The sequence below is a fragment of the Sphingomonas zeicaulis genome, from assembly GCF_050433225.1.
In the GTDB taxonomy this organism is placed as follows: domain Bacteria; phylum Pseudomonadota; class Alphaproteobacteria; order Sphingomonadales; family Sphingomonadaceae; genus Sphingomonas_D; species Sphingomonas_D zeicaulis.
The window spans coordinates 54,111-76,860 of sequence record NZ_JBNPXQ010000014.1 but is presented as its reverse complement, the minus strand read 5'-3'; the positions used below and the strand labels follow the sequence as shown (position 1 = coordinate 76,860).

Annotated in this window: 25 protein-coding genes and 1 pseudogene; 4 read left to right on the top strand and 22 right to left on the bottom strand. The window is 62.9% G+C overall.

The features are described 5' to 3' along the window. Positions 1 to 91: 91 nt before the first annotated feature. Positions 92 to 649 (top strand): annotated as a pseudogene (locus tag FHS96_RS27875) (HEPN domain-containing protein); the annotation flags it as partial. 425 nt (positions 650 to 1,074) lie between these two features. On the opposite strand, the gene FHS96_RS27870 reads toward FHS96_RS27875, so the two are convergent. Both FHS96_RS27870 and FHS96_RS27865 read right to left on the bottom strand, forming a co-directional pair. Further along, entirely contained in the window at positions 1,075 to 1,890 is an 816-nt protein-coding gene (locus tag FHS96_RS27870; protein ID WP_429599689.1) for a hypothetical protein, read from the bottom strand. Between the two features lie 38 nt (positions 1,891 to 1,928). Next, the gene (locus FHS96_RS27865; protein ID WP_429599686.1) at positions 1,929 to 2,984 is read right to left on the bottom strand and encodes a hypothetical protein; all 1,056 of its coding nucleotides are present in this window, start codon (positions 2,982 to 2,984) and stop codon (positions 1,929 to 1,931) included. A gap of 111 nt (positions 2,985 to 3,095) precedes the next feature. On the opposite strand from FHS96_RS27865, the gene FHS96_RS27860 reads away from it, so the two are divergent. The 3 genes from FHS96_RS27860 to FHS96_RS27850 all read left to right on the top strand — a co-directional run bounded on the left by FHS96_RS27860 (position 3,096) and on the right by FHS96_RS27850 (position 4,994). Beyond that, positions 3,096 to 3,584: a hypothetical protein gene (locus FHS96_RS27860; protein WP_429599683.1), complete on the top strand. Its 489-nt coding sequence runs from the start codon at positions 3,096 to 3,098 to the stop codon at positions 3,582 to 3,584. Between the two features lie 360 nt (positions 3,585 to 3,944). Then, on the top strand, positions 3,945 to 4,418 hold the full coding sequence (locus FHS96_RS27855; protein WP_429599680.1) for a hypothetical protein: 474 nt from the start codon (positions 3,945 to 3,947) through the stop codon (positions 4,416 to 4,418). Positions 4,419 to 4,670: 252 nt separating this feature from the next. Further along, positions 4,671 to 4,994, top strand: a complete 324-nt coding sequence (locus tag FHS96_RS27850) for a hypothetical protein (RefSeq protein WP_429599678.1) — start codon at positions 4,671 to 4,673, stop codon at positions 4,992 to 4,994. Positions 4,995 to 5,000: 6 nt separating this feature from the next. On the opposite strand, the gene FHS96_RS27845 is transcribed toward FHS96_RS27850, so the two are convergent. The 20 genes from FHS96_RS27845 to FHS96_RS27750 form a co-directional block, all read right to left on the bottom strand. Further along, positions 5,001 to 5,456 carry a helix-turn-helix domain-containing protein gene (locus tag FHS96_RS27845; protein WP_429599676.1) on the bottom strand — a complete coding sequence of 152 codons (456 nt, stop codon included), beginning with the start codon at positions 5,454 to 5,456 and terminating at the stop codon, positions 5,001 to 5,003. An 11-nt stretch (positions 5,457 to 5,467) separates the two neighbouring features. Continuing rightward, positions 5,468 to 5,809 carry a hypothetical protein gene (locus FHS96_RS27840; RefSeq protein ID WP_429599673.1) on the bottom strand — a complete coding sequence of 114 codons (342 nt, stop codon included), beginning with the start codon at positions 5,807 to 5,809 and terminating at the stop codon, positions 5,468 to 5,470. A gap of 107 nt (positions 5,810 to 5,916) precedes the next feature. Then, positions 5,917 to 6,132 (bottom strand): DUF5818 domain-containing protein, encoded by a 216-nt coding sequence (locus tag FHS96_RS27835; protein ID WP_429599671.1) that lies wholly within the window; start codon positions 6,130 to 6,132, stop codon positions 5,917 to 5,919. Further along, on the bottom strand, positions 6,114 to 6,440 hold the full coding sequence (locus FHS96_RS27830) for a hypothetical protein (protein WP_429599670.1): 327 nt from the start codon (positions 6,438 to 6,440) through the stop codon (positions 6,114 to 6,116). Before FHS96_RS27830 ends, FHS96_RS27835 begins: the two co-directional genes overlap by 19 nt. Positions 6,441 to 6,488: 48 nt before the next feature. Then, positions 6,489 to 6,740 (bottom strand): hypothetical protein, encoded by a 252-nt coding sequence (locus FHS96_RS27825; protein WP_429599668.1) that lies wholly within the window; start codon positions 6,738 to 6,740, stop codon positions 6,489 to 6,491. Positions 6,741 to 6,795: 55 nt separating this feature from the next. Further along, entirely contained in the window at positions 6,796 to 7,653 is an 858-nt protein-coding gene (locus FHS96_RS27820; RefSeq protein WP_429599665.1) for a CsgG/HfaB family protein, read from the bottom strand. 2 nt (positions 7,654 to 7,655) lie between these two features. Continuing rightward, entirely contained in the window at positions 7,656 to 8,690 is a 1,035-nt protein-coding gene (locus FHS96_RS27815) for a nuclease-related domain-containing protein (protein WP_429599702.1), read from the bottom strand. Positions 8,691 to 8,899: 209 nt separating this feature from the next. Further along, a complete protein-coding gene (locus FHS96_RS27810; RefSeq protein WP_429599663.1) occupies positions 8,900 to 9,085 on the bottom strand; it encodes a hypothetical protein in 186 nt (61 codons plus the stop codon). Positions 9,086 to 9,128: 43 nt separating this feature from the next. Beyond that, positions 9,129 to 12,341 (bottom strand): MobF family relaxase, encoded by a 3,213-nt coding sequence (mobF, locus tag FHS96_RS27805; RefSeq protein ID WP_429599661.1) that lies wholly within the window; start codon positions 12,339 to 12,341, stop codon positions 9,129 to 9,131. Positions 12,342 to 12,343: 2 nt separating this feature from the next. Next, positions 12,344 to 14,653, bottom strand: a complete 2,310-nt coding sequence (locus FHS96_RS27800) for a type IV secretion system DNA-binding domain-containing protein (RefSeq protein WP_429599659.1) — start codon at positions 14,651 to 14,653, stop codon at positions 12,344 to 12,346. Next, positions 14,643 to 14,933 (bottom strand): hypothetical protein, encoded by a 291-nt coding sequence (locus FHS96_RS27795; RefSeq protein WP_429599656.1) that lies wholly within the window; start codon positions 14,931 to 14,933, stop codon positions 14,643 to 14,645. Before FHS96_RS27795 ends, FHS96_RS27800 begins: the two co-directional genes overlap by 11 nt. A gap of 404 nt (positions 14,934 to 15,337) precedes the next feature. Next, the gene (locus tag FHS96_RS27790) at positions 15,338 to 15,562 is read right to left on the bottom strand and encodes a hypothetical protein (protein ID WP_429599654.1); all 225 of its coding nucleotides are present in this window, start codon (positions 15,560 to 15,562) and stop codon (positions 15,338 to 15,340) included. A gap of 180 nt (positions 15,563 to 15,742) precedes the next feature. After that, positions 15,743 to 16,150 carry a DUF2958 domain-containing protein gene (locus tag FHS96_RS27785; RefSeq protein WP_429599652.1) on the bottom strand — a complete coding sequence of 136 codons (408 nt, stop codon included), beginning with the start codon at positions 16,148 to 16,150 and terminating at the stop codon, positions 15,743 to 15,745. Further along, a complete protein-coding gene (locus tag FHS96_RS27780; protein ID WP_429599650.1) occupies positions 16,147 to 17,106 on the bottom strand; it encodes an ArdC family protein in 960 nt (319 codons plus the stop codon). The genes FHS96_RS27785 and FHS96_RS27780 overlap by 4 nt, the downstream gene beginning before the upstream one ends. A gap of 604 nt (positions 17,107 to 17,710) precedes the next feature. Then, entirely contained in the window at positions 17,711 to 18,343 is a 633-nt protein-coding gene (locus FHS96_RS27775) for a tyrosine-type recombinase/integrase (protein WP_196224441.1), read from the bottom strand. Between the two features lie 175 nt (positions 18,344 to 18,518). Next, positions 18,519 to 19,676: an extracellular catalytic domain type 1 short-chain-length polyhydroxyalkanoate depolymerase gene (locus FHS96_RS27770; protein ID WP_429599647.1), complete on the bottom strand. Its 1,158-nt coding sequence runs from the start codon at positions 19,674 to 19,676 to the stop codon at positions 18,519 to 18,521. 263 nt (positions 19,677 to 19,939) lie between these two features. Continuing rightward, positions 19,940 to 20,965, bottom strand: coding sequence for a sensor histidine kinase (locus FHS96_RS27765; protein ID WP_429599644.1), 1,026 nt, complete (start codon positions 20,963 to 20,965; stop codon positions 19,940 to 19,942). Positions 20,966 to 21,161: 196 nt separating this feature from the next. Further along, positions 21,162 to 21,548 carry a PRC-barrel domain-containing protein gene (locus tag FHS96_RS27760; RefSeq protein ID WP_429599642.1) on the bottom strand — a complete coding sequence of 129 codons (387 nt, stop codon included), beginning with the start codon at positions 21,546 to 21,548 and terminating at the stop codon, positions 21,162 to 21,164. Positions 21,549 to 21,611: 63 nt separating this feature from the next. Next, positions 21,612 to 22,058: a ferritin-like domain-containing protein gene (locus FHS96_RS27755; protein ID WP_429599639.1), complete on the bottom strand. Its 447-nt coding sequence runs from the start codon at positions 22,056 to 22,058 to the stop codon at positions 21,612 to 21,614. Positions 22,059 to 22,127: 69 nt separating this feature from the next. Next, positions 22,128 to 22,700, bottom strand: a complete 573-nt coding sequence (locus tag FHS96_RS27750) for a DUF4142 domain-containing protein (RefSeq protein WP_429599637.1) — start codon at positions 22,698 to 22,700, stop codon at positions 22,128 to 22,130. Between the last annotated feature and the right edge of the window lie 50 nt (positions 22,701 to 22,750).

The following is a 22,750-nucleotide window of genomic DNA, read 5'->3' as shown; positions in this document are numbered from 1 at the left end:
CCTTCCCGACAGCAAGACCGGGCCAAAACGCCTCTATCTGAATGCACAGGCCAGTGCAGTTCTCGACCGTTTCGGGCGGGCGGCATCGGGCGACGGCCTCGCGCATGGCCGCTATTTCTTCATGGACGTGCGGCGAGACGGGATTGCCCTGTATGAGTACGGCGATACCGAGCTTCACGAGCCAAAGCCGAAGACGCCTGCAGCCGCATTGGCAATGGCGGAAGAGTATGCCGAGGAATGGCTTCCCGGAGCGGATCGCAAATTTGATCTCGCAAAGATCGCATTGGAGAAGGGGTACTTGAAGGATGCGGCTTTCCTATTGCATCAAGCGACAGAAAGCCTTTACCATTGTGCTCTGTTAGTGAATACATTCTACACGCCGCATGTGCACAATCTGATATTCTTGAGAACCCAAGCTGAGCGGTTGGATCGCCGGCTCATCGATGTGTGGCCTCGGGACCGGAGGGCCGACAAATCTTTATTTGAAAAGCTGAAAGACGCGTATGTCAAGGCGCGTTATTCAAAACACTATCGCATCAGTGTCGAGCAGCTGTCATGGTTGGCTAACCGTGTCGAGGAGCTTGGGCAGGTGGTGCATATGATTTGCTCTGAACGTATCGATGCTCTTAGGCATTCCGCAGCGGCGTAAGGTGATGAAGCTTCCGTAATCCTCGATCATGGGACGGCGCATTAAGTTGCAGTACGGACGGCGTCGTAGAATCGGAACATTGCCGTCATTCCCGGATCAACGTTGAAAGAGCGGCTTTCAGCCGAACACCTGATGTTCTGGAAGAGAACAAACAGCGGCAGGGCACGGGAGAGGCCGGTCGTTTTCCGACCGACAACTTTCAGATAACCTAACGCAAGAAGCAGACGCTTGTTCACACACCTGTCGAATGCAGGAAGCCCCACACGGGTCGTTCGGACTACCCCTTCGCTCCCCAGCCCCTCGTGATGTCCATCTGACGCCTCCGAAACGCTTCGGGCAGTGTCTACCGTGCGGCTCATCGAGATCCGAAAGATGCGGTTCAAGAAGTCGTCAGCCTGACTGCGGCAGGGAACGCCAGAGGCGAATCAGATCCCGGTCCCGAGGTCCTTCGCGGCCTGAAGCAGAAAGCTGCGGACGTATTCCGCACGGGTGGCCACGATCGACCCGTGGTCCGACGGCCAGCCCCAGACCACGCCCGTTACGACCGCCAGATCGGGCGTCCATGCCCGGCCCGCCATTTTGGCAGCCACGAAATTGGTATTCCAGACGGTGGAGCCGCTGAGGCCTGGCGGCAGGGGCAGGCCAACGTTACCGACGACGTTTTCGGCGAGGTCGGGTCGGTAGTCGATGCCGAAATGGAAGCGGCTGTCGACGCGCGAGTCTGTCGGCAGCCCGATCTCGCGCGCGACATAGCAGGTTGCCTCGGAGAACAGGTTGTTGAAGCGGAAGCTCACCCGTTGGCCGGCGAAGCCAGCGAACGCAAGCAGCTCGCCCTCGACCGGCCGGTGCGCGACCGAGATCTGACCAATTTCAATGGGCGTTGAGCCATGCGGCGCTGACCACACGGAATTGGGCACGGGCAGGAGGGCGAGGTCATACGGCGCGGGAAGCTCGACGTGGTTGCCGATGATCCGCCAGATCTCATCCTTCTCGCGAAGCTGAGATGTAAGCACCTGCTTCCGGCGGCGTGCTTTCGTGACGTGCTCGTTGGTCAGGATGAAGATCCCGCTGCCCAGCCTCAGAAAGGAACCACTTCCCCAACCCGCGCCGTGATCGCCTAAATCTTCGAATATGGGTGCGCGACGCGCCGCAAGGTACGCCGTCATGTCGCGCGCCACTGCGGGCACCGCCGCATCCCAGTCGTCCTCGGTGAAAATCAGGTCGTCATTTTTGTTAGTCATGTGACAGCATACCACTGCCGCCCGCGGCGGCACGATATTTACCTCAGGTATGTATCGGGACCCATGCCGGCGATCCGGCGCCCGTCGCTATCATAGACGCCGGCGATGTCGGCCATAGATCCAATATTCATGAAAAACGCACCGTCGGCGATCACGGCGCCGCGGCCTGGGTCGAGCACGAAGCGCAGCTCGCGCTGGTAGGCGAAACGCATCGCCTTCATCGTAACGGGCGAGATGTAGAGACCCGAAGGGTGGAAGACGTCGTAATAGTCGATGACCGCGATCCGACCGCGCACATCCGGCAGCGCCTTGGCCAAAGCTACTGAGGCGCGGCGCTTGAATTCCGCCGGGTCGAAAATGGCCAGAACGCCGTCGTCTCCCTCACCGCTTGGGAAGGCATCGAACAAGCGCGGATCGAGGTCGGTGCTTGCGCAGAGCATCCAATAGGGCAGCGCGACCCCTTCGGCGGTTACTCTGGTTGTGTCGAACCTGACATCGCCGAGCGCCTTAATCGGCTTGCCGTCGAGCGTGGTGATCGTGACGCGGCCACTCGCCCGCCGATAGCCCTTGGTCAACTCGTCGTCGGAGCGTGCTTCGTCATCCTCCATCGCCTTGTAACCCACCGCCGGCGCAAAACGCAGCTGTCCCTCCTCAAGCGACCGCATCAGGAAGGGCACGCGGCTTATCTGAAAAAGTCGCGGTGCCCTGTCGGAATGAACACCGAGCAAATCGGGATGCACGGGAACCGCGGGCGCGACGACTGGCGTTTGCCCGGCCGCTATTCCGCGGCGGGCGAACTCGGATAGCGTCCAATGGCGCAGCCGCAACCACCACCACGGGCTAAGCCATCCCTTCTCGGGCGGCCAGTCGTCGCGCGGACCTCCAGGGACGTCGAGATACTGGATGTTGTGATCAATCGTGTCCAGGCGCGCTTGCAGCGCCTCATTCCTGACATGTTGGAGCGGTCCGGGCACGACGCCGGGATCGTTCAGCTGATTTCTGGAAGCGAACATGACACGTTCGGCGAAGTCCCAGAGTTCAGGGTCCCATTGCTGCTGCGTCCGCCGCCGTTCGATGATCGCGTCGATGCTCATGGCGGACGATATAGGTTTGAGCGAGGCATTTCGCACGGGTAGCGGCACCAGCTGTCGTCGATACTACGTCGACGGCTTGCGCATGATCCGTTGACCCGTCATGGACCACGCATGGCCAGCGCCCGCCCATGCCACGACTGCGGCTGCTCGTGCGGAGCGGCTGACACGGCTTTCGACGAGACGGCCGCCGCCGAGATGCGCACTCCGCCGACCCTCGACGAGCTGTGCCGCACAAATATCGCCTACTACTGCGACCGGACGATCGACAACATTCTGGTACGGGACTGGTCGCTCAGGAAACGATCCGGCGTCTACGTCCTGTGGCATAAGAACGAGTATTGCGACGCCCACCAACGCTTTCACATGCGCGCGCTCTACGTTGGAAAGGGCGCGTTTGACGCACGCATCCTGGACCACTGGGCTCGCAAGCAGACAGCAGACATCCAGCTGATATATTTCAGCTACCTCGACCTTCCGAACCGGATCGCGAAGTATGTCGAGCAGCTCCTGCTCGACATCTACAATTTGCCGCTGAACGTTTCGGAGAACCGGGGGAAGGCCAAGCTCTGCGCGCATTTCTCACAGTCCGAGGTCGACTAGGGCTCGTTCGGAGCGGGTCATGAACGGCGCGGCTTTTGGGGGCGCCGGAAACTGACCGAACGACCGCTTCTGAAGCGCACTGCTTCCGGGCCGCTCAATGAAACGGGAATGGCCGGCTCTGGCAGGAGCGGCCAGTAACCCGCGAGTGGGGGAACGGCTTGAGTTGGTCGCATCCAGTCCTTCCCCATGTCGATAAGCATACCGGTCTCCGGCGAAGCTCCAATCTTGCAGTGCGGTGCCCACATCCTACTGCGCGTCAGGGTCGAGGGCACCCTGCAAACGAACATCTGAAGACCAGACCAAAAACAAAAAGCGATCGACCCCCTTCCCACCCAACTCACATTGATTCATAGAATCGCCATGCCGATCCGTCCCGAAAACCGCTGGCTTTATCCGATCGACTGGCCCCAATTATCCGGCGTGATCCGCTTCGTTCGCGCCGGCTCACGATGCGAACGCTGCCAGCGACCGCATCTGAGGCGTGTTCCGCATCTTGGCGACGGACGCTGGTGGGACGCCGAGGCCTGCTGCTGGCGGTCCGACCGGGGCAAGCCGATCCCCATCGATAGCTTTGCGTTGGAGCTGGTGAGAACCACCTATGTCGTTCTCGCCTGTGCCCATCTCGATCACGATCCCGGGAACAGCGCGCCGTCGAACCTCGCAGCGCTGTGTCAGCGTTGCCACATGCTTCACGACGCGGCCGAGCATCGTTGGCAACGTTGGTGGAATATGTTCCGCCTGCGGGCCGTGCGCGACCTGTTCGAGGATCCGCGAATTGCGCGAGACCGTCTGGGTCGGGAGGGACGCAGGCTAAAGAATATACCTGCTGCATAGGCACGACACAGGGTGATTTCGCGCGACGCAACAACCGGCTTTCTGCACGAGAGATTCCATCTACGGACAGTTCCGGTATGCAATTTTTCCGTGATCTCGCCGCACTTTTTGCACTGGCCGTATGCTGCTGTCGATAAATGCCGCCCGACATCCACTTCGGACGTTTTCAGGCCGAGCTAAACATGCCACACCCTTGGAACGCCTTTGAAACCACAACGGTCGGAGGCACCTAGCAAAGCGGGTCTGAGTCATATGGCAGCATCCTCGGCACTTCAGCGCGCGCGCGAACTTGTCGATCTTGCCTTGAACGAGCTCGACGAAGGCGATCGTCGCGCAGCCCATATTGCATGCCATCTGCAATATGTTTGCGACCTGCTCGTCGAAGAGATCGCCGATGGGGCGGATGCCGGAGATCTAACTGCGCCGCGCGCGTTGCCGGGAATGCATCAGCAACCCGAGGACCTCCGCGAGCGGCGCGGACATCTGCATCTCGTGCCCCGTGGGTCGGTCGGTCGCGTCGATGAAGCTGCTGCTGATCTGCTCCCGATGCGCGGTTCGAAGGCGCGCCTGCAGTAGCGGGGATTATCGCCTTCCTGGCGCGAATGCCTGGATCATGCTGCGCAAAAGCGCTGCAACCGCCTGATCGGCGTCGGCGCCGCCATCGAACAAATCCCGGGCAAGCTTCATACGGCTTCTCTTGTCGGACCGTGCCCCGATCTCCGAGCAGAGCGTATCGATCAGTGCGCTAAGCCGGTCTAACCGCTCCCAATCGACTGCTGGCCGCGGATTGTCGCTGTGCTTTCCTGTCGCGATCCACTCCGGATCGGCGCCATAGAGACGTTTGAGGGGTTCGAGCACGGCAATCGGCGGCTGCGCGGCGTTCTGTTCCCAATTGATGACCGCTCGCTTCGAATATCCGATCGCGGCAGCGAAGTGATCGATACTCAGTTCTTCCCGCCGACGGATGACGCGGATGCGTTCGCCGACTGTCGAAGGCTCGCGCATGAGTTGCTTTTCCTGCTGTGAGGTTCGCGCCATACGCCCCCGCTTTAGATCGCTGTCGGGCCGTAAATGCAGAGCATCATCGCGATGGTGCCGCCAGAGAACCGCAGCGTGGCGGCCACCAGTGCAGCCCGGCCAGTGCGCAGCCTGTCCGCGACATGGTCGATGCGCGTCCGAATGCCGATTGCGCCATCGACGATCATCACGCTGCCGATGATGAAGAGCAGAATCGCGAACTGGCGCGCAAAGGTGCGGGCGGGCATCGGCAGGATAAGGAAGGCCGCGACAAGCGTAATCGTGGCCAGTCCGTGAGCCGCGTAGCCGCATTGGAGCAGGCCGACGATGCGCGCCGTTCCGCCACGGCCGAGTAGCGGACGAAGGCGGATCATCGGCCGCTTACACCGGCTGCACGTCGCGATCGGCGTGTCGATCGTCCAGCCAGGCATGGCGGCGCCGCAAAACCGGCACTCGGGAAGGCGGCGGAAGGTCGCCGATTTCATCGGCACTGCCCGCCGTCTTTGTGCGCGGCAATATAGTCCAGAGAGATGGTCGATCCCTGCACGATGCCTTCGACCAGAACGATGCGGTCGATGAGATCCGGATCAACGGGATCGCCGGCAAGCCGCCACCGCGTGCAATCGTCGAGCTTGAGCAGCGGTCCTCGCGGACTCGATTCGACAAGACCTGTCAGTCTCAGTCGTGAGCCGTCCATTCCGGATCCTCGATGGTGATGACGCGGGGCTCCATACCGGCCTCGGCCAGGCCATTGAAGCACTCCGCCTCGCACAGAAGCAGGGGCCGGCCCGCCGAGTGCATCTGCTGCCCGTCCAGCAGCATCGGCCTGCAGGCAAGCCGCCGGCAGGGAAGGTTCTTGCGGTTGCGGAAACCGCAGGGCGCCGCAAGTGGTGACGGCAAAGCCTGCGTTGCGGCTACCTCTGCCGGTTCGCTGATCTGCAGGTTCGGTTCCGCGAAGTGCGGCGTCTCGGAAGGAAGGCTGAAGAGGTTGCCCTGGGCGTCCATGGTCGTTCTCCATCATGCTTGTGACGGGCTCGCGCGATCGCGTCATGGTCAGATTCCCAGTGTGTCGAAGTCGGCGCTTGGCATGCGCCGGGGTGGCGGCGGCAAAGCTGCGGGGGCAGTGACCAGACGCATGCGCTCCCACCAAGCACCCGTCGCCTCGAGGCGATCGAGCGTCTGCACCATCGCGGGCGTAAGGCGACAGCCTGTCCGACGAACGAGAGCGCGGTGGACGCGCATTGCGAGCGCCGTCAGTTCGGCGTCAGTGGCTTCCGTGTCGGTACCGAGCAAGTCGGTGATCATGATCTTTCCCTCCGCAGAAGCCTGACAATCCGTCCCCTTCTCCCCTTTGCCGGCGCTATTGCCGGGGAGCGGCCGGGACGGCCGCGACAGGTGTGACAGCGGCGGGCGCAGCAACGGGCACCGACGCGGGTGCGGCAGCGGTTGGCGGGGAAATGCGCGCAATGGCGTCGCCGGCAAGCTTGCGGAACGCGTCGAGGAGAGCCAGCGAGGTGATCTTGCCGATGTCGGTCGAGGTGTAGGCACCGCCCAGTGCGCCGACGCCGATATCGAGCAACAATCCACCGCCGACGATGGTGACATCCTTCTTGCGTGCCGAGCCGGTGGCGACGGCGCGCTGGACGCCGGTCTTCACGTCGACGAGCGAAAGCATGGTCTGGCTCTCAAGCGTCTTGGTCTTGAGGCCGATCGCCGAGCCGAAGGTCCCACCGACACCGGCGCCGCCGCCGCGGCTGTTGGCATCGGAATAGAGAAGCTGTGCACTGAGCAGGTAATCGGCGGCCTTGAGCGTCGCACTTCCGAGGGCCTGGCCGTTCTCGATCGATCCCCCGGCGGCGAGCGCACGCTCGCGCTGAAGCGCGTCGAAGGCGCCGCCGCGTTCGACCACCTGGAAACAGTTGGAGCGGGCGACGAGGAGCTTGAGCAAGGGCAGCGGATCCACCTTCGCGGTGCCGCCACCGTTCTGACGCTCGGCGAGCGCAACGAGCGCACGCATGCCGGGCGGAAGCTGGTCTTCCATCGACGGCGCACGATCCTCGATCAGCGCGATCGTGCCGAGGGGCTGGGGGCATTGCGGCACGGCCGACGTCTCGTCGACGCCGGTGCCGCCCTTGCCGAGCTTCTGGGCGGCGACGGGGGAAGCGGCTGCGCTGACGAAGGCGGCCGCGAGAACGAAGGCAGGAAGATGGGTCTTCATGTTCAGTCTCCGATCGAGGTGGTGTTGAGGAGGATTGAGCGGATCCGCTCCGCGTCTTCCGGGGTGGTGATCCAGTTGGAGTAGAGCGGGTTCCATTTTGCGATGCCTGTGCAGGCGGCTTTGAGCCGCACGCCCGCGACGGCATCATCCTTGACCGCGCGCAGCGCGACACGGCCATCCGGGAGCGCCCTGTGCTCAACGCCCGGTGTGAACACGGCAAGGGGCCCCGCTTTGGCCCGCTTGCGCGGCGGTGCTCCGGGCTCAACATCCGCCGGTGGCGGGTCGATCTCGGAGTAGACAGCTGGGACAGAGGGTGCCTGCTGCCCATCCTGAGCGACATCGGTTTGCACGGCGGACGGCTTGATCTCGACGATGATCGGCTTGTCCGGCTCGGGCGGCGGCACCGGGGCCGATGTGCACCCAGCGGGCTGCCACTCCGCGACAAGGACGTCCGGCTCGGGCTCGCGGCGGAGCAGCTGCGGCAGCTCACCCGGTTGGTGCGCGGCGGCAAGCTGCTGGGCGACAGCGCGCAACGAGCCTGAACTGATCCCGGCCGAGAACAGCCGCCCGATCGGTGAGGATCCGCCGAAGGGCACCCACTCCCGGTAGATATTGTCGGCCTTCACCACAGGCTCCGCCTGCTTGATGCGCGAGCGGTCGATGCCGCATTTCGGAGGCACCACGACGAAACAGCCGATGCGGTTGAATGCCTGGTCGTGACCATGTTCGGCCAGCCAGCGCTCAAGCACCTTGCTCTGCCGACGGACCTGCTCGACGGGATTGGCGATATCGATGGGGCGCTTGGACGATTTGTACCAGACCATCCATTCGCCATGATCGTTCTTCGACAGGCGGCCGCTGAAATGCTTTACCTCGAAGATCGTCGCGGTGCGGGAGAGACGCGACAGCAGGATATGATCGAACTGCGCGAAGCCGCCCAGCCCATCGGGCAGGCGAAGGTCATGGATGAGCGCGTGATCGTCGCTGTGGGCGAAGTCGCGATCGAGGTAGAAGGCAGATTCCCGCTCGCCTTCCATGCCGCGGCGGTGGGCATGGAGGTCGGCGCGCTCCGAGGCTCGCAGCGCGTCCTGGCGGTCGTGGGGCCAGGCCACGTCGAAATCCTCTATTTCCTGTTTTCTGGTCGAACTTTTGACGATCATCGGGATCGGCTCTCCGGGGACGAGGCGTGCGCCATTCGGGCTGTGGACGGGTGACCGGCGCACGGAACCGGTCCCCTCCCCTTTCATCACTTCCAGCCGCGCCGTGGGGGATCGTTCGCGTCGCCGGCGGTGCGGCGAATTTCCAGTTCGACCTCGGTGCCGAAATTGCGCGTGCGGACATCGCGCGGATCGATGCCTGCGCGATCTGCCTGTTTGCGCGCTTCCTCCTCTGAACCGAAGCGGCCGGCATTGTCGAAATTCCAACCTGACATGGGCATGGTCCTCGTGTTGCCGCCGGCGACATTCGCAGCGGGATTAGAGATCGAGCCCGAGCTGGCGCTCGGGCACCGGCAGAGCCGGCTTTTCGAGTTCAGGCAGAAGCCCGGGCGGGATACCCAGGGAGTCGTCGCCCTTCTTTCCGGTGGCGGCTTCCTTCCCCGGCGCATCGCCTTTCGCCGTGTCGCCCAGCTTGTCGTAGTCGGGTGACGGCGAGGCTTCCTGATCGGGCAGCGGCGGCAGGTCGCTGTCTGCAGGCGGCGGCGGTGGGGGCGGCGGAGCGTCGCGATCCGGCTTGCCCTCGACTTTTTCAGCGTCCGACGACGGCAGCGGCGGCAGCGCATCGAGGTCGGGCAATGGTGGCAGGTCGGGCGTTCCCGCGCCGTCGACCGGGCCGGGATCGAACGGCTCAGCGGGCCCAGGACCTGAACCCCCGCGGCCGCCTATCTGCCCCGTCGTCTCGAGCGACGATGTCTTGTCGCCGGGATTGCGGTTGAGCTGGCGGGTCAGCTTTTCGACGTTGTCGACAACAAGGGTCAGTCCATCGCGGACGCGGGTAACGGCGACGTTGAACAGGCGCTGGTTGGCGAGATGACGCTCATGGCTGGCCATCGCGACGATCGCCTGCGACGTCGTCATACCCTGCGCGACGTGCATGTTGATCGCATAGGCAAGATCGACGCGGGAGAGCATCGCATCGCCCAGCGGCAATGTGACATCCTTGCCCTGCGCGGTGGCGACGGTGACGCCGTTGGTGTCGATCGAGGAGACGCTGGCGGTATCGTGCTTGAGCAGGTCGCGGGTCTTGTCGCGCTCCGTCCAGCGGATGCGGTCACCCTCGCGAAGCTCGATCGTCTTGCTCTGGGTGAGGACGAGCCGGTCCTTTGTGTCGCCCGGCGAGATCCTTTGCGGGTCGATGCGCAGCCGCTTGCGACCGTCGGACAGTTCGACCTTGCCGTTCGGGTGCAGCTTGACGACGCTGTAGCGGCCCCGGTCCAGCCCCAGCGTGCGCACGCCACCGCGGCTGACTTCGAGGGTCATGCCGGGCCGGTAGGTCGAGGCGTAGCGCAGTTCCTCGCTGGTCGTGTTGACGCGGTCATGGACGGTCAGCATGATCGAGCCGCCCTTGAGCGTGCCCTCGGCCGCGAGGCCGTCCTGGATGCGCTGGTTGATCTCGGAACGCATCGCACGGCCCGACGTGATGACGGCGGTCGTGGCGCGATCTTCGGGCGGGAGCGCGAGCCAGGTCTCGGCAGCCTTCGCTTCCGGGCTTTCCGCCTCGACAACATTGTCGCCGAGCACCTTCATCGCATCGCCGGCCCGCCCCCGGCCGGCGAGCGCCGCCACGGTCCGCAGAGTGTCGGTCCGCTGTCGCAGGTTCTCGCTCATCCGCGTCATGGTGGCGCCGGCGTTCTGGATGACGGAGAACATCTTGCCGGCGCCGACGGGCAGCAACTGCTTGCGGTCACCGATCAGCGCCATCTTGTCGATGCCGAGAGCCTCGCGGATCTCGAGCAGCTTGAGCATGTCGCCGGAGGGCACCTGCGACGTTTCGTCGACCACGACGAGCGCGCCTTCGAGCTTCTGGCGCGCCGCCTGATAGTCCGGACTGGTCCGGTCGGTGATGAATTTCTCGTTGTTGGCGACGAAGGAGGCGATGGTCTGTGCCTCGCTCCCGGTGTCGGCCGCGAGGTCGTTCACCACCTTGTTTGCGATGGCGAGGCCGAGCACGGGACGGCCCTCGTCTTTCGCGATCTGGACAGTGGGCTGGAGCATGGTCGACTTGCCGGTGCCGGCGTCGCCCTGGATGATGACGACGGCGTCGGACGAGGACAGGATCAGGGTCGCGGCGGCGAGCTGGCCGGCGTTCAGTTCGTGCGCCTGTGTCGCCCGCAGGCGGTCGCCGGCGGCGGCAGCATCCACGATCGGCGAGGCCTTCTCCCTTGCCGCATCGACCCGTTCGAGAATCCTTGTTTCGGTGGCGAGGGAGTCCGGCGTGGTCACCAGAATGACGGTGCCATTCTGCCGCTTGTCTTCGCCTGGAATGAGGCCGCCGGACTTCACCAGCCGGTCGATCCGAGCTTCGACACCTTCGATCGTCACCCCCTTCAGCCCAAAGTCGAGCGCGGTCTTCGCAATCTGGTTGGCGGGGAAAGCCGCCTCGCGTTCCGAAAGCATCCGGACGGCGGAGGCAACGGCGAGCGCGGCCCGTGCTTCGTCAGGTGTTTTCGCGCTGCGATCGAGGCGATCGCCCACCAGCGGGTCATTGGGACGGAGCCACGAGCCGATCCTTTCGACCGCGGCACCGATCGCGTCGGAGACCGCGCGAACACCGCGTTCTAGCGGCGCCATGATCTCGATCCGCCCCGCCCGGGCCATGGCGGCATCGAGCAGATCCTTGCCGGTGAAGCCGAGTTCGGCGGCTTTCTCGCGCCATGATTCACGAAGGGCTTCGCGGTCCTCGACGTTGAGTTTCGCATCGCGCGTTCGGGTGGTGACGTCGCGCAGACCCTGTGTGCTTTTGATGCCGAGCTCAGAGGCCTTCTCGCGGATCTCCTGACTGCGCTGGCTGAAGGCTTCGATGACCTTCTTCGGCACGCCATGCAGTTCGAAGGTGCCATGCTTTCCGCTCGGCACCGTGAGATAGCCGAGCTTCTCCGCGTTCTCCTTGAGGAAGGCGTGGTAGATCGATCCGATCACCGAATTGTGCTTCCAGATCTCGCCATTGTGGAGCGCCTGCCAATTGCCGTCAGCCATGCGGGTGAGGTTGGCGACGACGGCATGGATGTGCCCCTGCGGATCGAGCGCGCGGCTCGTGTCATGCTCGAACAGGGCGTAGACCAGGTTACCTGTCTGGTGCGGGACCTTGCGCCCGTCGATGTCCTTGCGGCCTTCGGCGAGGTTGGCCTCGACCCACTTCATCGTCTTCTTGACCGCGTCTAGGTTGGCGGCGAGCAGGCGCTTGTCGCCGGCGACATAGGCCATCACCGAGAGCGACTTCGGCATCGAGAATGTCATGTCGATGCCGGGCTGGCGGTTGGCGACCTGGCCGACCTTTTCGCCGTCAGGCAGGACACCGTTGAGGATATTCTCGAAGGCGTCCTTCGTCACCTCGCCCTCGAGCCCGAGTGCTGCCGCCCCCTCCCCGCCCCACTCGCTGACTTCGGCGGAACCTTCGACGGTGTAATAATCATCCTTGGCGAAGTAGTTCGCGGCGCCGGAGGCGGATCGGACGGAGGCGATGGAATGCATCGTCAGATACCCCACTCGTCGTGGCCGCGATCGTCGGGCGCCATGTCCTGGCGCAGTTCGACGATGGCCTGATCCTCGACCGGAGCGGCGAGCGGCGTCGCCGGTTTGTCACTTGCATCGGACTGCTGGCGGGACGGCGGGTCGTTCTCGTTGGCAACCTGTGCGGTGACATTGCGCTGTTCGGCCCGACCGTCATCCGTGTTGCCATCGGCGCGCTCGGTCGTGTTCCGGATCGCCCGGTTGTCGCTCGCCTCCTGCTCGTCCGTGGCTTCGTCGTTGAGGATCATCGAGGCCTGATGCTTTGCAAGATTGGCGGGATCGGTGATGCCGGCATCCACGATCTGCCCGGCCCCATCGCGACCTCCCGCTTCCTCGCCTTCACCCTCCCCCTTCCTGAACACCCCACCTCCGCGACCAGGCTTCGGGGGTTCGGCGGCTGGCCGCCGAACGAATCCCTGAGCGACTTCCGGGTACGCCTTCCAGGTGAGCTTGATGCGTGCCGCGGGGAAACCGTCCGGGAACTTCACAAAGCCGTGCATCGACGGCAGGTTGGTGATGTCGTCGGGCAGCACGAGCGGCTCAACCTGACGCCGCGGAGTCAGGGTCGACGCGTCGCGTGTGTTGTTGAAGCCGTAGGAATAGGCTTCGTCCATCTGCCGCACTTCGCGGTTGCCGATGTAGCGGCTGCACTGCTCGGCGGTGTCGAGATCGGCGGTCGCCAGAATGAGCTTGGTGCGGGCGAGCGAGGCAAGGTTTCGGGCCCCTTCCTCGCCATAGACTTCCTTCAGTTTCTCGAAGCTGTGCAGGCCCAGGATCATCGCGCCACCGAAGCCGCGCGCGGTCTGGAGGCCGCTCTCGATGGCGGGCAGGCGGTGGAGCGCGCCGAGCTCGTCGAACATGAACCAGGTGCGCAGGTCGCGCGTGCGCGGCAGTGTCATCAGGCTGTTGATGGCGAGATCCATCCACAGCGTCAGCAGTGCGCGGTTCATCGGGAGATCGACGTAGTGAGAGGTGATGAAGAGGATCGATCCAGGCGCCTTCTCGGCGGTCGTCCAGTCGCGGATCGAGAAGTGTTTGCCGGTGTCCGGGAGGAAGCGAAGCACCTGCGCATTGGTATTGAAAACCGCACGGATGGACTCGGCCATCTTGGCGGCTTCGGGCGCGGTCAGCGGATCGGCGATGGTGTCCTTGAGGTAGACGTGGACCTTCTTGAGATCCGCGGTCATCAGGTTGTCCGCGAGGGCCTTGTTGGTGGTCTGCTTCTTCTCGATGAGCTTCATGCACATTTCGACGAAGAGGGTGCGCGCGGCGAGTGCCCAGAACGGCTCGGCGGAGCCGCCGTCGGATGGGATCAGCGCGGCCGAGGCGGCGACAAATTCGGCATAGGTGGTGCAATCATCGAAGATCGACCAAGCTGGACAGCGCACATCCATCGGGTTGAGGATGGTGTCGCGTGAAGGGTCGTAGAAGGCTTCGACATAGGCGCCGGTGAGGTCGAAGATGACCGCCGTATCCTGATGCTTTCGGATCTGGCTGACGAGGTGGCGCAGCACCGTCGTCTTGCCCGAACCGGTGGTGCCGATCAGCATCGTGTGGGACTGTTCGAGGCGGTAGGGATAGGGGATACCCGCGAGCGTATAGGGGTGGTGGATGCCGGCGCGCTTGCGCTCCGCAAGGGGCAGCGCAAGCACCTGCTTGATCTTGAGGGCGGGGAAGAATTTTGCGGCGTCTTCCTCGAACTGGGCGCGGTTGTGGGCGATGACTTCATGGAGAAGCAGGCCGGTGTCGACGAGCATCGCGCCGCGCTCGTGGCGCTCCTGCAGGATCGTCTTTCCGCGCCGCTTCGAGATGTCGATGAACCAGATAGCTGCCGGGATGGTGATGAAGATCGAGGTAAGGACGGCGCCTAGCGCGGCGCGGACCGCAGTGTCCCATGCACGGATGACGGCGGGCACATATTCGACGCGTGCGATGACAGTCCGGAAGATCGAACCATCGGGCAGCGTGACGTTGACGCGCTTGAGCGGATCGAGCTCAACGAATTGCCAGAGCCAGGCATAGCCCTTCATCATGACGAGCTGGAAACCATGCTCGTCGAGGGTGAGCGAGGCGATGACGAACCAGGCCGCCATCAGGCTGAAGAACCAGAAGAAGAATGGCATCCGCGCGCCGGAAAACCACATCAGCATCTCGTGGGTGAGAAGCTGGCTGCCGCGGGTGAAATTGCCAGCGTTGCGCTGGACGCGGCCGCGTGCGGAGTGATGGGTCAGCGGGATGTTGCGCCCGTCGGAACGGATGTCCTTACGCCCCATGGTATTGCTCCATGCGGCGGTCCGTTTCGGCAATCAGTCGCTCACGGAACTCGGGGAATTGCTCGCGCATGATGAGGTCGAGCACGAGATGCGAAAACTCGCCGATCCGCGCTGTGCGACGTTCACTGACAGCGTCGCTGTCCCGGCTTGCAAGATACCCGTCAACGGCACGCCGTAGAACGTCTGTGGGTGTTTCCGCAGTGCGCTTCGCGATGGCCTCGATCGCGTCAGCCTGCCGGCTGTCGATGCGGACGGTGTAGCGGCGAAACTGTGTAGACAAATTCAGCCTCCTGGCGGGGAGGCTGATGGGGACTTAAAAAGGCTTCCCCTTGTTAGCCGCTCTGGGCCGCTCGAACAAGCGATTTGCGTAGCGGCATGTAGCGAGCGGCCCGGAGCGGCTCGCTAAGATATTGTATTCAATCGCGAAATTGCGTTGATGACGCTGAGCCGCTGCGAGCGGCTCGGGTGAAATCAGGCTAAGTCGTTGCTACACAACGAGAAATCGCACCTCTAGGTGCATTCGGTGTGTTTCATTTTCCAGGCAAATTCAGACATTGCGTGATCCTTGCTAATGGTCTGATTTCGGGGCGAATTCCGGCTTCCCAAGGAGCATTCCATAGCCGATCGGGCGCATGAAAAACACGATAAAAGGGCGATTTGTAAGCAAATAGCCATATTCTGAGGTCAAACTACTATTGCCGTCAGGCACTTAGCCGCAGCAAACCATGCAAACTCGACCCGATGGATGTTGCCGTTGTGCGCGATGCCCATTCGAAGGATCAGAAAGATGGCCGAAAGCCGTTTTCCGCGCTGCGCCGCTTTTGCATTTCGTATGCCGGCCGTGCGCTTGTTGAGAGCCGAGATATTGCCGACAATCAAAGGCTGAAATGGAGCCGCTTTGTTCCGCAACTCGGCTTCGCAAGTGCCGCTCCCGATCGTCCACTTCCCGCCAAATTCTCACCCCGCCGGTGATCCCGCCACTCCGTTTTGAGCGAACCAGAGGAGCCCCTCGTCAGCGTTCTCGGCCGACAAGATTGCGGGCGGCGCTGCGCGCCGCCCGCCCGATTTTTTGGCGTGGACGAACCTATCTCATCCAGTGCCTCCGTCACGCCATTTCGCGTGCGCCCGAAGCACGGTTTCAGCTGCTAGAACCGAGCCGTGAACGCGCGCCAGCTCGGCCCAGCACGACAGCGGCGCGAGGCTTTCAAAGCCAGCATCGCGTTCGATGCCGAGACCGAACGGCAGCCTCACGCTGACGATCTCCCGCAGCGAGAAGTAGCCAAGTTCCGGGCACCCGAAACCGAAGTCGGCGATGCCGAAAAGCATGTCGTCATCGTCGGCCAGCTCGCGCGCCAGCCATGTTGCCGCGCCCAGCGGATTGAAGAGTTTGAGCGTTGGCCGTGGATCGGGTTCGGGACGTGCGTTGATCTCGGCAGAGCGACGAAAATCATGGTTGGCGCGGAGCCTGTGGCGAACATCGAGGGGGAGCACGATCATGCCACCGCCCTCCCCTCACCCGCCGCCCCTGCATGGTGCGCCAGCAGGAAATCGGCCGCCTTGCTGGCAACGCTCGCGGCCCGAAAGATTGCCCGGTTGTCCTCGCGCAGCAGGTCCAGCCAGCAGGCGAGATAGTCGGTGTGGCGCACAGTCGGAACGATCCCGAGCGCGGCACACAGGAAGGCGGAACCCATCTCCGCAACCAGTTCCTCGCGGGCATATAGTTTGCTGCCGAACCCGCCCGAAAAGTCACGAGCAAGGCGCGACGCGTGGCCCGTCCAATGGGTGAGTTCGTGCAGGCAGGTCCGATAATAGTTGATCTGCTCGAAGAAGGCGGGCTGCGGCGGCACCTGCACGAAACCGGCCGAAGGAACATAGAATGCCTTGTTGCCGCCGACCCGGAAATCCGCACCCGATGCCGCGATCAGCGCCTCTGCAACCGGTACGATCTCACGCTCGGGAAGCGGGGCCGGATCCGCTGCCAGTTCCGGGCGCAAGCCATCGCACTGCGCTACATTGAAGACGGTGAAGCGCTTGAGGAACGGTACCGCCCGCGCCTCCTCATCCTCGCGCGTGGCGCGTTCCGCTTCGCCCTTCGGGATGAAACGATCGGCATAGACGACGGTGACACCGCGCTCGCCCTTGCGAACGGAACCGCCTGCTTCCAGCGCCTGCCGAAAGGTGAGCCAGCCTTGCGAGGGATGGCCATGTTCGATCGCGGCACCCCACAGCAGCAGCACATTGACACCACTGTAGCAGCGGCCGGTATGCGCGTTGCGCGGCAGACCGGGGGCCGCGGCACCCGCGCTTCCCCAAGGCTGCGCCCACGGGAAACGCCCTGCCTCAAGCTCACGAACAATCTTCGTGGTCACCTCGTCATAGAGGCTGATGCGAGACGACTGGGGTTGCGGAATTTCGGCTTGATCGCGGGTGTGACGACGTGAATTCGAACGCATGTCCTGACCTCCTCCCCGCCCTCACCAACAGGCCTTCCCCGGATGCGGGGGTGGGCGGCGAGAGGGACCGGAAAGGCCCGCCTCGAACGGCGGCCCGCACCCAAGGCGTCAGCCGCTGGGGCGCAACGCAGTGGAGCAGCCGCTAGGCTTGCGGCCCGCCGTGGCGGGCCTTAGGAGGGAGCGACGCCCGCACCCGCCAGACGGGAAAGGCCACCAGCAAAACGCCGCGGCAATGCCGCGTCTGCGCAACCGGCAGAGCCTGTTCATCCGCCAGCGATCGTTACCTCTGGCCGAGACCCGTCAGGGGCTCGGTGCGCAGGCTTGCCGAAGCATAGAGCGCGGTGCCGGAGGCGGGCGGCACCCCTGCTCTACTTTCGCTCACCACCCCCAGTTATGGCGTCGCTGAAGAGGAGATTTAGGGCCGCAAGCGGTGTTGATGAACGTGGGTTCACATTCCGCTTCCGACCAAAGTCGGACTTCCGCAGATCTTCCAGTGAATGACGGCTTTTGACCAACTCTGCCGTTCGATAAGCGGCTTGGGAAGGGCAGCAATTTTCCCAAGCGCGTTAAAATGGCTCCTCGCGGGACGCGAGGAGCCAACGAGTCAGATTTCGGTGTTTTCGGCTAAGGCGAGCGCGTCTTCCACGTCGATCCCGAGATAGCGCACCGTATTCTCGATCTTGCTATGACCGAGGAGGATCTGGACGGCGCGAAGGTTGCCGGTTGCCCGGTAGATTATTGATGCCTTCGTCCGGCGAAGTGAGTGCGTGCCGTACTCGTTTCGCATCAGACCGACCCCTGTCACCCATTCATCGACGAGCCGGGCATACTGTCGGGTGCTGAGATGCCCATTATGATCAACCCTGCTCGGAAAGACATAGTCGTCCACCGTGCCGCCCCGCCGCTCAAGCCAGGCCAGTAGACTGGCCCTAGCGTCTGGAAGCAGCTCGAACTGAACAGGCCGACCTGTTTTCTGCTGCATCACGATCGCACGCGTTCGAATTTGTCCGCCGCTAACAAGGTCGCCGATCTTCATCTGCACCAAGTCGCAGCCCCTGAGTTTGCTGTCGATCGCCAGATCGAACAGCGCTCGATCTCGCAAACGGCGGCGCTGATTTAGGTAAAATCGGATCTCCCAAATCTGCTTCGGTTTCAGCGCACGCTTAGCGCCAACGGCCCTTCCGGCATTCCAGACCTGGCGCTTGGTGGCGGTGAGTTCAGTTTCAGGCAATTCCATGATCATTCTCCGATGGCCAGAGGAGTGGCCGCTCGAAGAACGCTTTGGCGCGCGATAAACAGGAAGGCACCAGGACGCCTGGCGACCCACCGAAGCCATTCCCCATGCCCGCGTGAATGGGTGAGGATACTGTTCAAGTCCAGTGGGTCATGGCGTACACCGAGTTCGCGAGCCGCTAACGCATGAGCCCGGCTGCCCGAAGCGCATCCTCAATCACTTTGCCCACTCCGCCGACTGCGGGCGCTTTGAACAGCGGTCGCGCCGTCGGAATGCCGGCACCCGGGGCCTCATTCACCGCTTTCGATCCAGATATCGGAGCAAGGTTCTGTCTGGTAGTTCCCGCCTCGGCAGGCCGAGCATGAATAGCATGCTTGTCGCTGCTCACTAAGCCCCAGAATCGGCAGATGTGTCGTGTGGAGGAAATGCTGGCCTCCAGCATATAGGCACCGCTCCTGCCGCAGCCGTTCTCGCCCGCGGTATCGAGCGGCGTACCATGGCCCATGCCGGTGATGCTGTATTCCTCGATTACCTCGTGGCCGGCGGCATCGCACCAGACGCGCCTGGGATATCCATCGACGGCCTCGGTCCGCGCGGGATCGAGGCCGACCCCATGCAGAGCGCGCCACTGGGCTATGATGGCGTCGGCGTTTGTGGGGTTCACCGTCGGGTCGCCGCTGCCATGCCAGATCGAGAGGGTAGGCCATGGTCCCGAATGATCGGAGGCGCCGCGAACCAGCGCTGCAAGCTCGGCCTCAGGCGGGACGTCGTGCCCGCGCATGCGATCAAAAGCTTGCGGGATCGTGCTCGCGCAGCCGTAGGGCAGACCGGCGATGATCGCGCCGCCGGCAAACACCTCCGGATAGGTGGCCAGCATGACCGAGGCCATCGCCCCTCCAGCGGAGAGGCCTGTGACGAAGATGCGCGCCGGATCGATCGGGTGGGCACTGGCGACGGCATCGATCATCTGACGGATCGAAAGCGCCTCGCCGGAACCACGGCGGCTGTCCTCCGGCGAGAACCAGTTGAAACACAGGTTCGGGTTGTTCTGCCGCTGCTGCTCAGGAAACAGGAGGGCAAAGCCATACCGATCGGCCATCTCGGACCAGCCCGCCCCCACGTCGTAGCCGGCCGCCGTCTGGGTACAGCCATGCATAACAACGACGAGGGCTGCTCCATCGCAGAGAGTGGACGGTACATAGATATGGGCTTGGAGAGCCCCAGGATTCGAGCCGAAATTCGGAAGGCTTTCGAGGCGGCCGCCGGGCACTGCACCCATACCGGGTGCGTTACGCAGCGAGGCAAGCCGTATTATAGTGTCGGAGAGCTTGCGCATGATAGTGACCTTGGACGGAGACAGCCTGCACAGGCGTGATTATGACCATCTTGCTGCACTGCACAATAGATGGGGTTTCAGACCTTCGATGCAAGGCACCCATGCACTTCTTTCAATCCGGCTGCGAAGAAGCGTCCGATTACGTCGGGCACTGATAAGTCGGGCCAGCGGTTGACGCCCGCGCGACTGCACCTCCAGCCAGGGCCGGCTTGCCGTAGGTGATCTCGTGCCGTGCGATCTCGACCTGCGTCGCGAGGGTTGCGTTAGGACGATGGAGATTTTGTATGCGTAACCGAAACGGTCGTCCCCGGGTATCCACCCTCGGTCTCGACGGTCGCATGCAACTGACTGGCCAAAGCTTCAACGATGCTAGTGCCAAGGCCCGGCTTTGCATCGACCAGCGTCTCGGGCGTGCCAATGCCGTTGTCGCTGACCGACAAAGTCCAGCCGACATCGTGCATGTGATAATCGACAAGGATCCTGCCATCACGCCCCCTGGGAAACGCGTGCTTGAGCGCATTGATGACCAGTTCGGTGACGATCAGTCCCAGGCTGACCGAGATGTCGGCGTTCACGCTGGTGCCGTCCGCGGTCACCGCGATCGACACCTTGTCGCGATCGTGAATCATGGAAGCACCCAGGCTTTTGCACAATTGGGTCAGATATTCCCGCAATTCGACCTCGCCCAACCTTGATGCCGCGAGTTGCTGCTGCAAAGTGGCGATCGACATCACCCGATTGTGCGCGTCGTGAAGATGCCCCCGCGCCTCGTCCGATTGCACCCGCCGCGCGCTCTGCATGAGCACACTCGCAATGATCTGAAGACTGTTGGCGACGCGGTGCTGAAGCTCCTGGAGAAGGATCGCCTTTTCGCGCAGTAAGTCATCCTTGAGCTTTTCGCTGAGCCGGGCTTCCGTCACGTCGGAGATGGTCAGGAGCAGGCGGACCAGTTCCGGTTCGCCATAGTCGAGCTTCTGGGCACTCAGAACGAGGCGCCGGGGCGGCAGCCCACCCTTGAGATCCATCTCATAGGCTTCGATCCTGACATGGCCCGAAAGGGTGGCGTCGAGCAGCGAGCGAAGCTGGGGCACGTTCCATTCCCCTGCGCCGAGCGCAAACACCGACTGTCCGCTGACATCGGGCGGATCAAGACCGAATGCGCTGTAAAAGGATGTGCTGCCGGCTATGACAGTCAACTCCCCGTCGAGGAGCAACGCGGGCGCGGCGGAAGAAGTCAGGATCGCCAGCGCGAGGCCATGCGCAACATCAGGTTGGACGGACGGATTCATGATGAATGCCCCTTTCCGGGGAAAGCCGGAAAGCTCGCGGTGATGAAAGCTGTGTCCGGTAATCGCGAATCTCGCACTCCTTCCAGAAGGATACGGACTCGCAGATGCACCATAGCACCGATCACGCATAAGCCCGGCATCTATTCGATGCTGGGCAAATGTTCCTGTCCCTGATCCCGGGCAAGGCCCGTGCGGATCAGTCGGCGCACGTTGGCGCGACCCGGTAATAGTCGGTCACGCGACGGCCATAGGCTTCATCGAATACAGGTGCTGAATCCGGCCGAAAACTAGGCGCGCCTTCCAGCAATCGTTTGTCGATGTTCGCCACATATCCGCCCTCGGTCTCGTCGAAGCGAAAAGCCGACCAAGGAATGGGGTGATAGCTCTGCCCCAATCCGAGAAATCCCCCGGTGGACAGGATGACATAGGCGATCTGTCCGGTCCGCTCATCAAGGATAAGCTTGGCCATCGTACCCAGCTTGTCGCCATCGCGGCCATGCACGGCCTTGCCGCGAATGTCGTCGGCGGAGATCAGGACAACCGCGCCGACGGGCGCGGCTGTTGCTTCTGCATTGGTGGCCATGGCTTGGCTCCTTTGAGTGAAAGCCAGGGGCAGCAGGCGCCACCCCGGACTGGACAAGCATTCTCAGGCAAGACTGTGCTTCAATGCGCTGGTCTGGTCGTGCCCGGCCTTCACAGAGGTGAAGGCATCGCGAATGACGTCCCGTGTTGCGGGTTGCAGGTCGGTGTCCTTCAACGCGATTTCGAACTTCGCCTTGATATGATCCTCGCCGCGTTCGACTTCGTCGATGATCGCCTTATCGTTTTTGCCGGTAAACGCCTGCTTGAGGTCCATGAAGCTGCGATGCGCTGCGCCCAGGAAACTGGAACTGTCCTCAGGCTTACCTCCGAGTCCACGCATTTCTCCCTGCAGGGAAGCGACGACCTGTCTGCGATCAAGCGCAAAGCCGGCAAACAGGGTCTCAAAACGCGTACTCTTCGCATCTTCGGCTGCATCCTCGAAGCCTTTCAGGCTGTCGAGGGTCGTTGTGATCAGTCCGTTCAGAACCGAGATATCATGCTTGTCGCTCACGTTTTGTATCCTTGATTTGGGTAGTATTAAGAGCCGGAAGAGATGGCACCCTCCAGCTCCTCGTGACGCTCAGTTTGCCGAGAGGGCCGATGGCAACAGCGCATCGCCCTGCTGGAGCTGTTGCTCGATGATCGGCACGCCGTTGCCGGCAACCTGTTTCAGCGACTGGTCGGCACCGTCTTCGGCATAGCCCTTATAGGCGGCCCAATTGCCCTGCTGAACGCGTGCGGACTGGGTGAGATAGAGGTTGTCGAACGATCCGCGCGGCGTGCCCCGCAACATCTTGAGCATCGAAGCTCGTTCTGCCGACAATCGGGTGGTCGGCCGGGCGATCCTGCGCTGGTCGTTGTTCAGCGATGCGAGAAGCGTCTGCTGGGAAGTTTGCGCCTCCGAGATCATACGGCGCGCATAGTTCTTGACGTCGCTGCGCTGTGAGCGCGCGAGGCTGAGCCGGCTTGCCGCTATCTGAAACAGATTGGCATCGGATGCGGAGGCAGAGAAGGCTGGGCCGTCGAGGCCATGGATAGGTGCGGCGCCCACGTCCGCGCTGGAATAGCTGCCCGTCATGGCGGGCATGGTGGACTGGGCTGGGGCGACCGTAGGGACGCTGAGCATTGCCGTCCCGAGCAGGACGGAGATCATTGCACATTTCATGTTATGTTCCTCGCGGACCCAAATCTACCGGTTATGCC

Bases quoted from the DNA above. Each gene is read 5' to 3' on its own strand.
- FHS96_RS27870 (WP_429599689.1), bottom strand. From the start codon at position 1,890: ATGACTAACAAAAATGACGACCTGATTTTCACCGAGGACGACTGGGAT.
- FHS96_RS27865 (WP_429599686.1), bottom strand. From the start codon at position 2,984: ATGAGCATCGACGCGATCATCGAACGGCGGCGGACGCAGCAGCAATGG.
- FHS96_RS27860 (WP_429599683.1), top strand. From the start codon at position 3,096: ATGGCCAGCGCCCGCCCATGCCACGACTGCGGCTGCTCGTGCGGAGCG.
- FHS96_RS27855 (WP_429599680.1), top strand. From the start codon at position 3,945: ATGCCGATCCGTCCCGAAAACCGCTGGCTTTATCCGATCGACTGGCCC.
- FHS96_RS27850 (WP_429599678.1), top strand. From the start codon at position 4,671: ATGGCAGCATCCTCGGCACTTCAGCGCGCGCGCGAACTTGTCGATCTT.
- FHS96_RS27845 (WP_429599676.1), bottom strand. From the start codon at position 5,456: ATGGCGCGAACCTCACAGCAGGAAAAGCAACTCATGCGCGAGCCTTCG.
- FHS96_RS27840 (WP_429599673.1), bottom strand. From the start codon at position 5,809: ATGATCCGCCTTCGTCCGCTACTCGGCCGTGGCGGAACGGCGCGCATC.
- FHS96_RS27835 (WP_429599671.1), bottom strand. From the start codon at position 6,132: ATGGACGGCTCACGACTGAGACTGACAGGTCTTGTCGAATCGAGTCCG.
- FHS96_RS27830 (WP_429599670.1), bottom strand. From the start codon at position 6,440: ATGGACGCCCAGGGCAACCTCTTCAGCCTTCCTTCCGAGACGCCGCAC.
- FHS96_RS27825 (WP_429599668.1), bottom strand. From the start codon at position 6,740: ATGATCACCGACTTGCTCGGTACCGACACGGAAGCCACTGACGCCGAA.
- FHS96_RS27820 (WP_429599665.1), bottom strand. From the start codon at position 7,653: ATGAAGACCCATCTTCCTGCCTTCGTTCTCGCGGCCGCCTTCGTCAGC.
- FHS96_RS27815 (WP_429599702.1), bottom strand. From the start codon at position 8,690: ATGGAAGGCGAGCGGGAATCTGCCTTCTACCTCGATCGCGACTTCGCC.
- FHS96_RS27810 (WP_429599663.1), bottom strand. From the start codon at position 9,085: ATGTCAGGTTGGAATTTCGACAATGCCGGCCGCTTCGGTTCAGAGGAG.
- mobF (WP_429599661.1), bottom strand. From the start codon at position 12,341: ATGCATTCCATCGCCTCCGTCCGATCCGCCTCCGGCGCCGCGAACTAC.
- FHS96_RS27800 (WP_429599659.1), bottom strand. From the start codon at position 14,653: ATGGGGCGTAAGGACATCCGTTCCGACGGGCGCAACATCCCGCTGACC.
- FHS96_RS27785 (WP_429599652.1), bottom strand. From the start codon at position 16,150: ATGATCGTGCTCCCCCTCGATGTTCGCCACAGGCTCCGCGCCAACCAT.
- FHS96_RS27780 (WP_429599650.1), bottom strand. From the start codon at position 17,106: ATGCGTTCGAATTCACGTCGTCACACCCGCGATCAAGCCGAAATTCCG.
- FHS96_RS27775 (WP_196224441.1), bottom strand. From the start codon at position 18,343: ATGGAATTGCCTGAAACTGAACTCACCGCCACCAAGCGCCAGGTCTGG.
- FHS96_RS27770 (WP_429599647.1), bottom strand. From the start codon at position 19,676: ATGCGCAAGCTCTCCGACACTATAATACGGCTTGCCTCGCTGCGTAAC.
- FHS96_RS27765 (WP_429599644.1), bottom strand. From the start codon at position 20,965: ATGAATCCGTCCGTCCAACCTGATGTTGCGCATGGCCTCGCGCTGGCG.
- FHS96_RS27760 (WP_429599642.1), bottom strand. From the start codon at position 21,548: ATGGCCACCAATGCAGAAGCAACAGCCGCGCCCGTCGGCGCGGTTGTC.
- FHS96_RS27750 (WP_429599637.1), bottom strand. From the start codon at position 22,700: ATGATCTCCGTCCTGCTCGGGACGGCAATGCTCAGCGTCCCTACGGTC.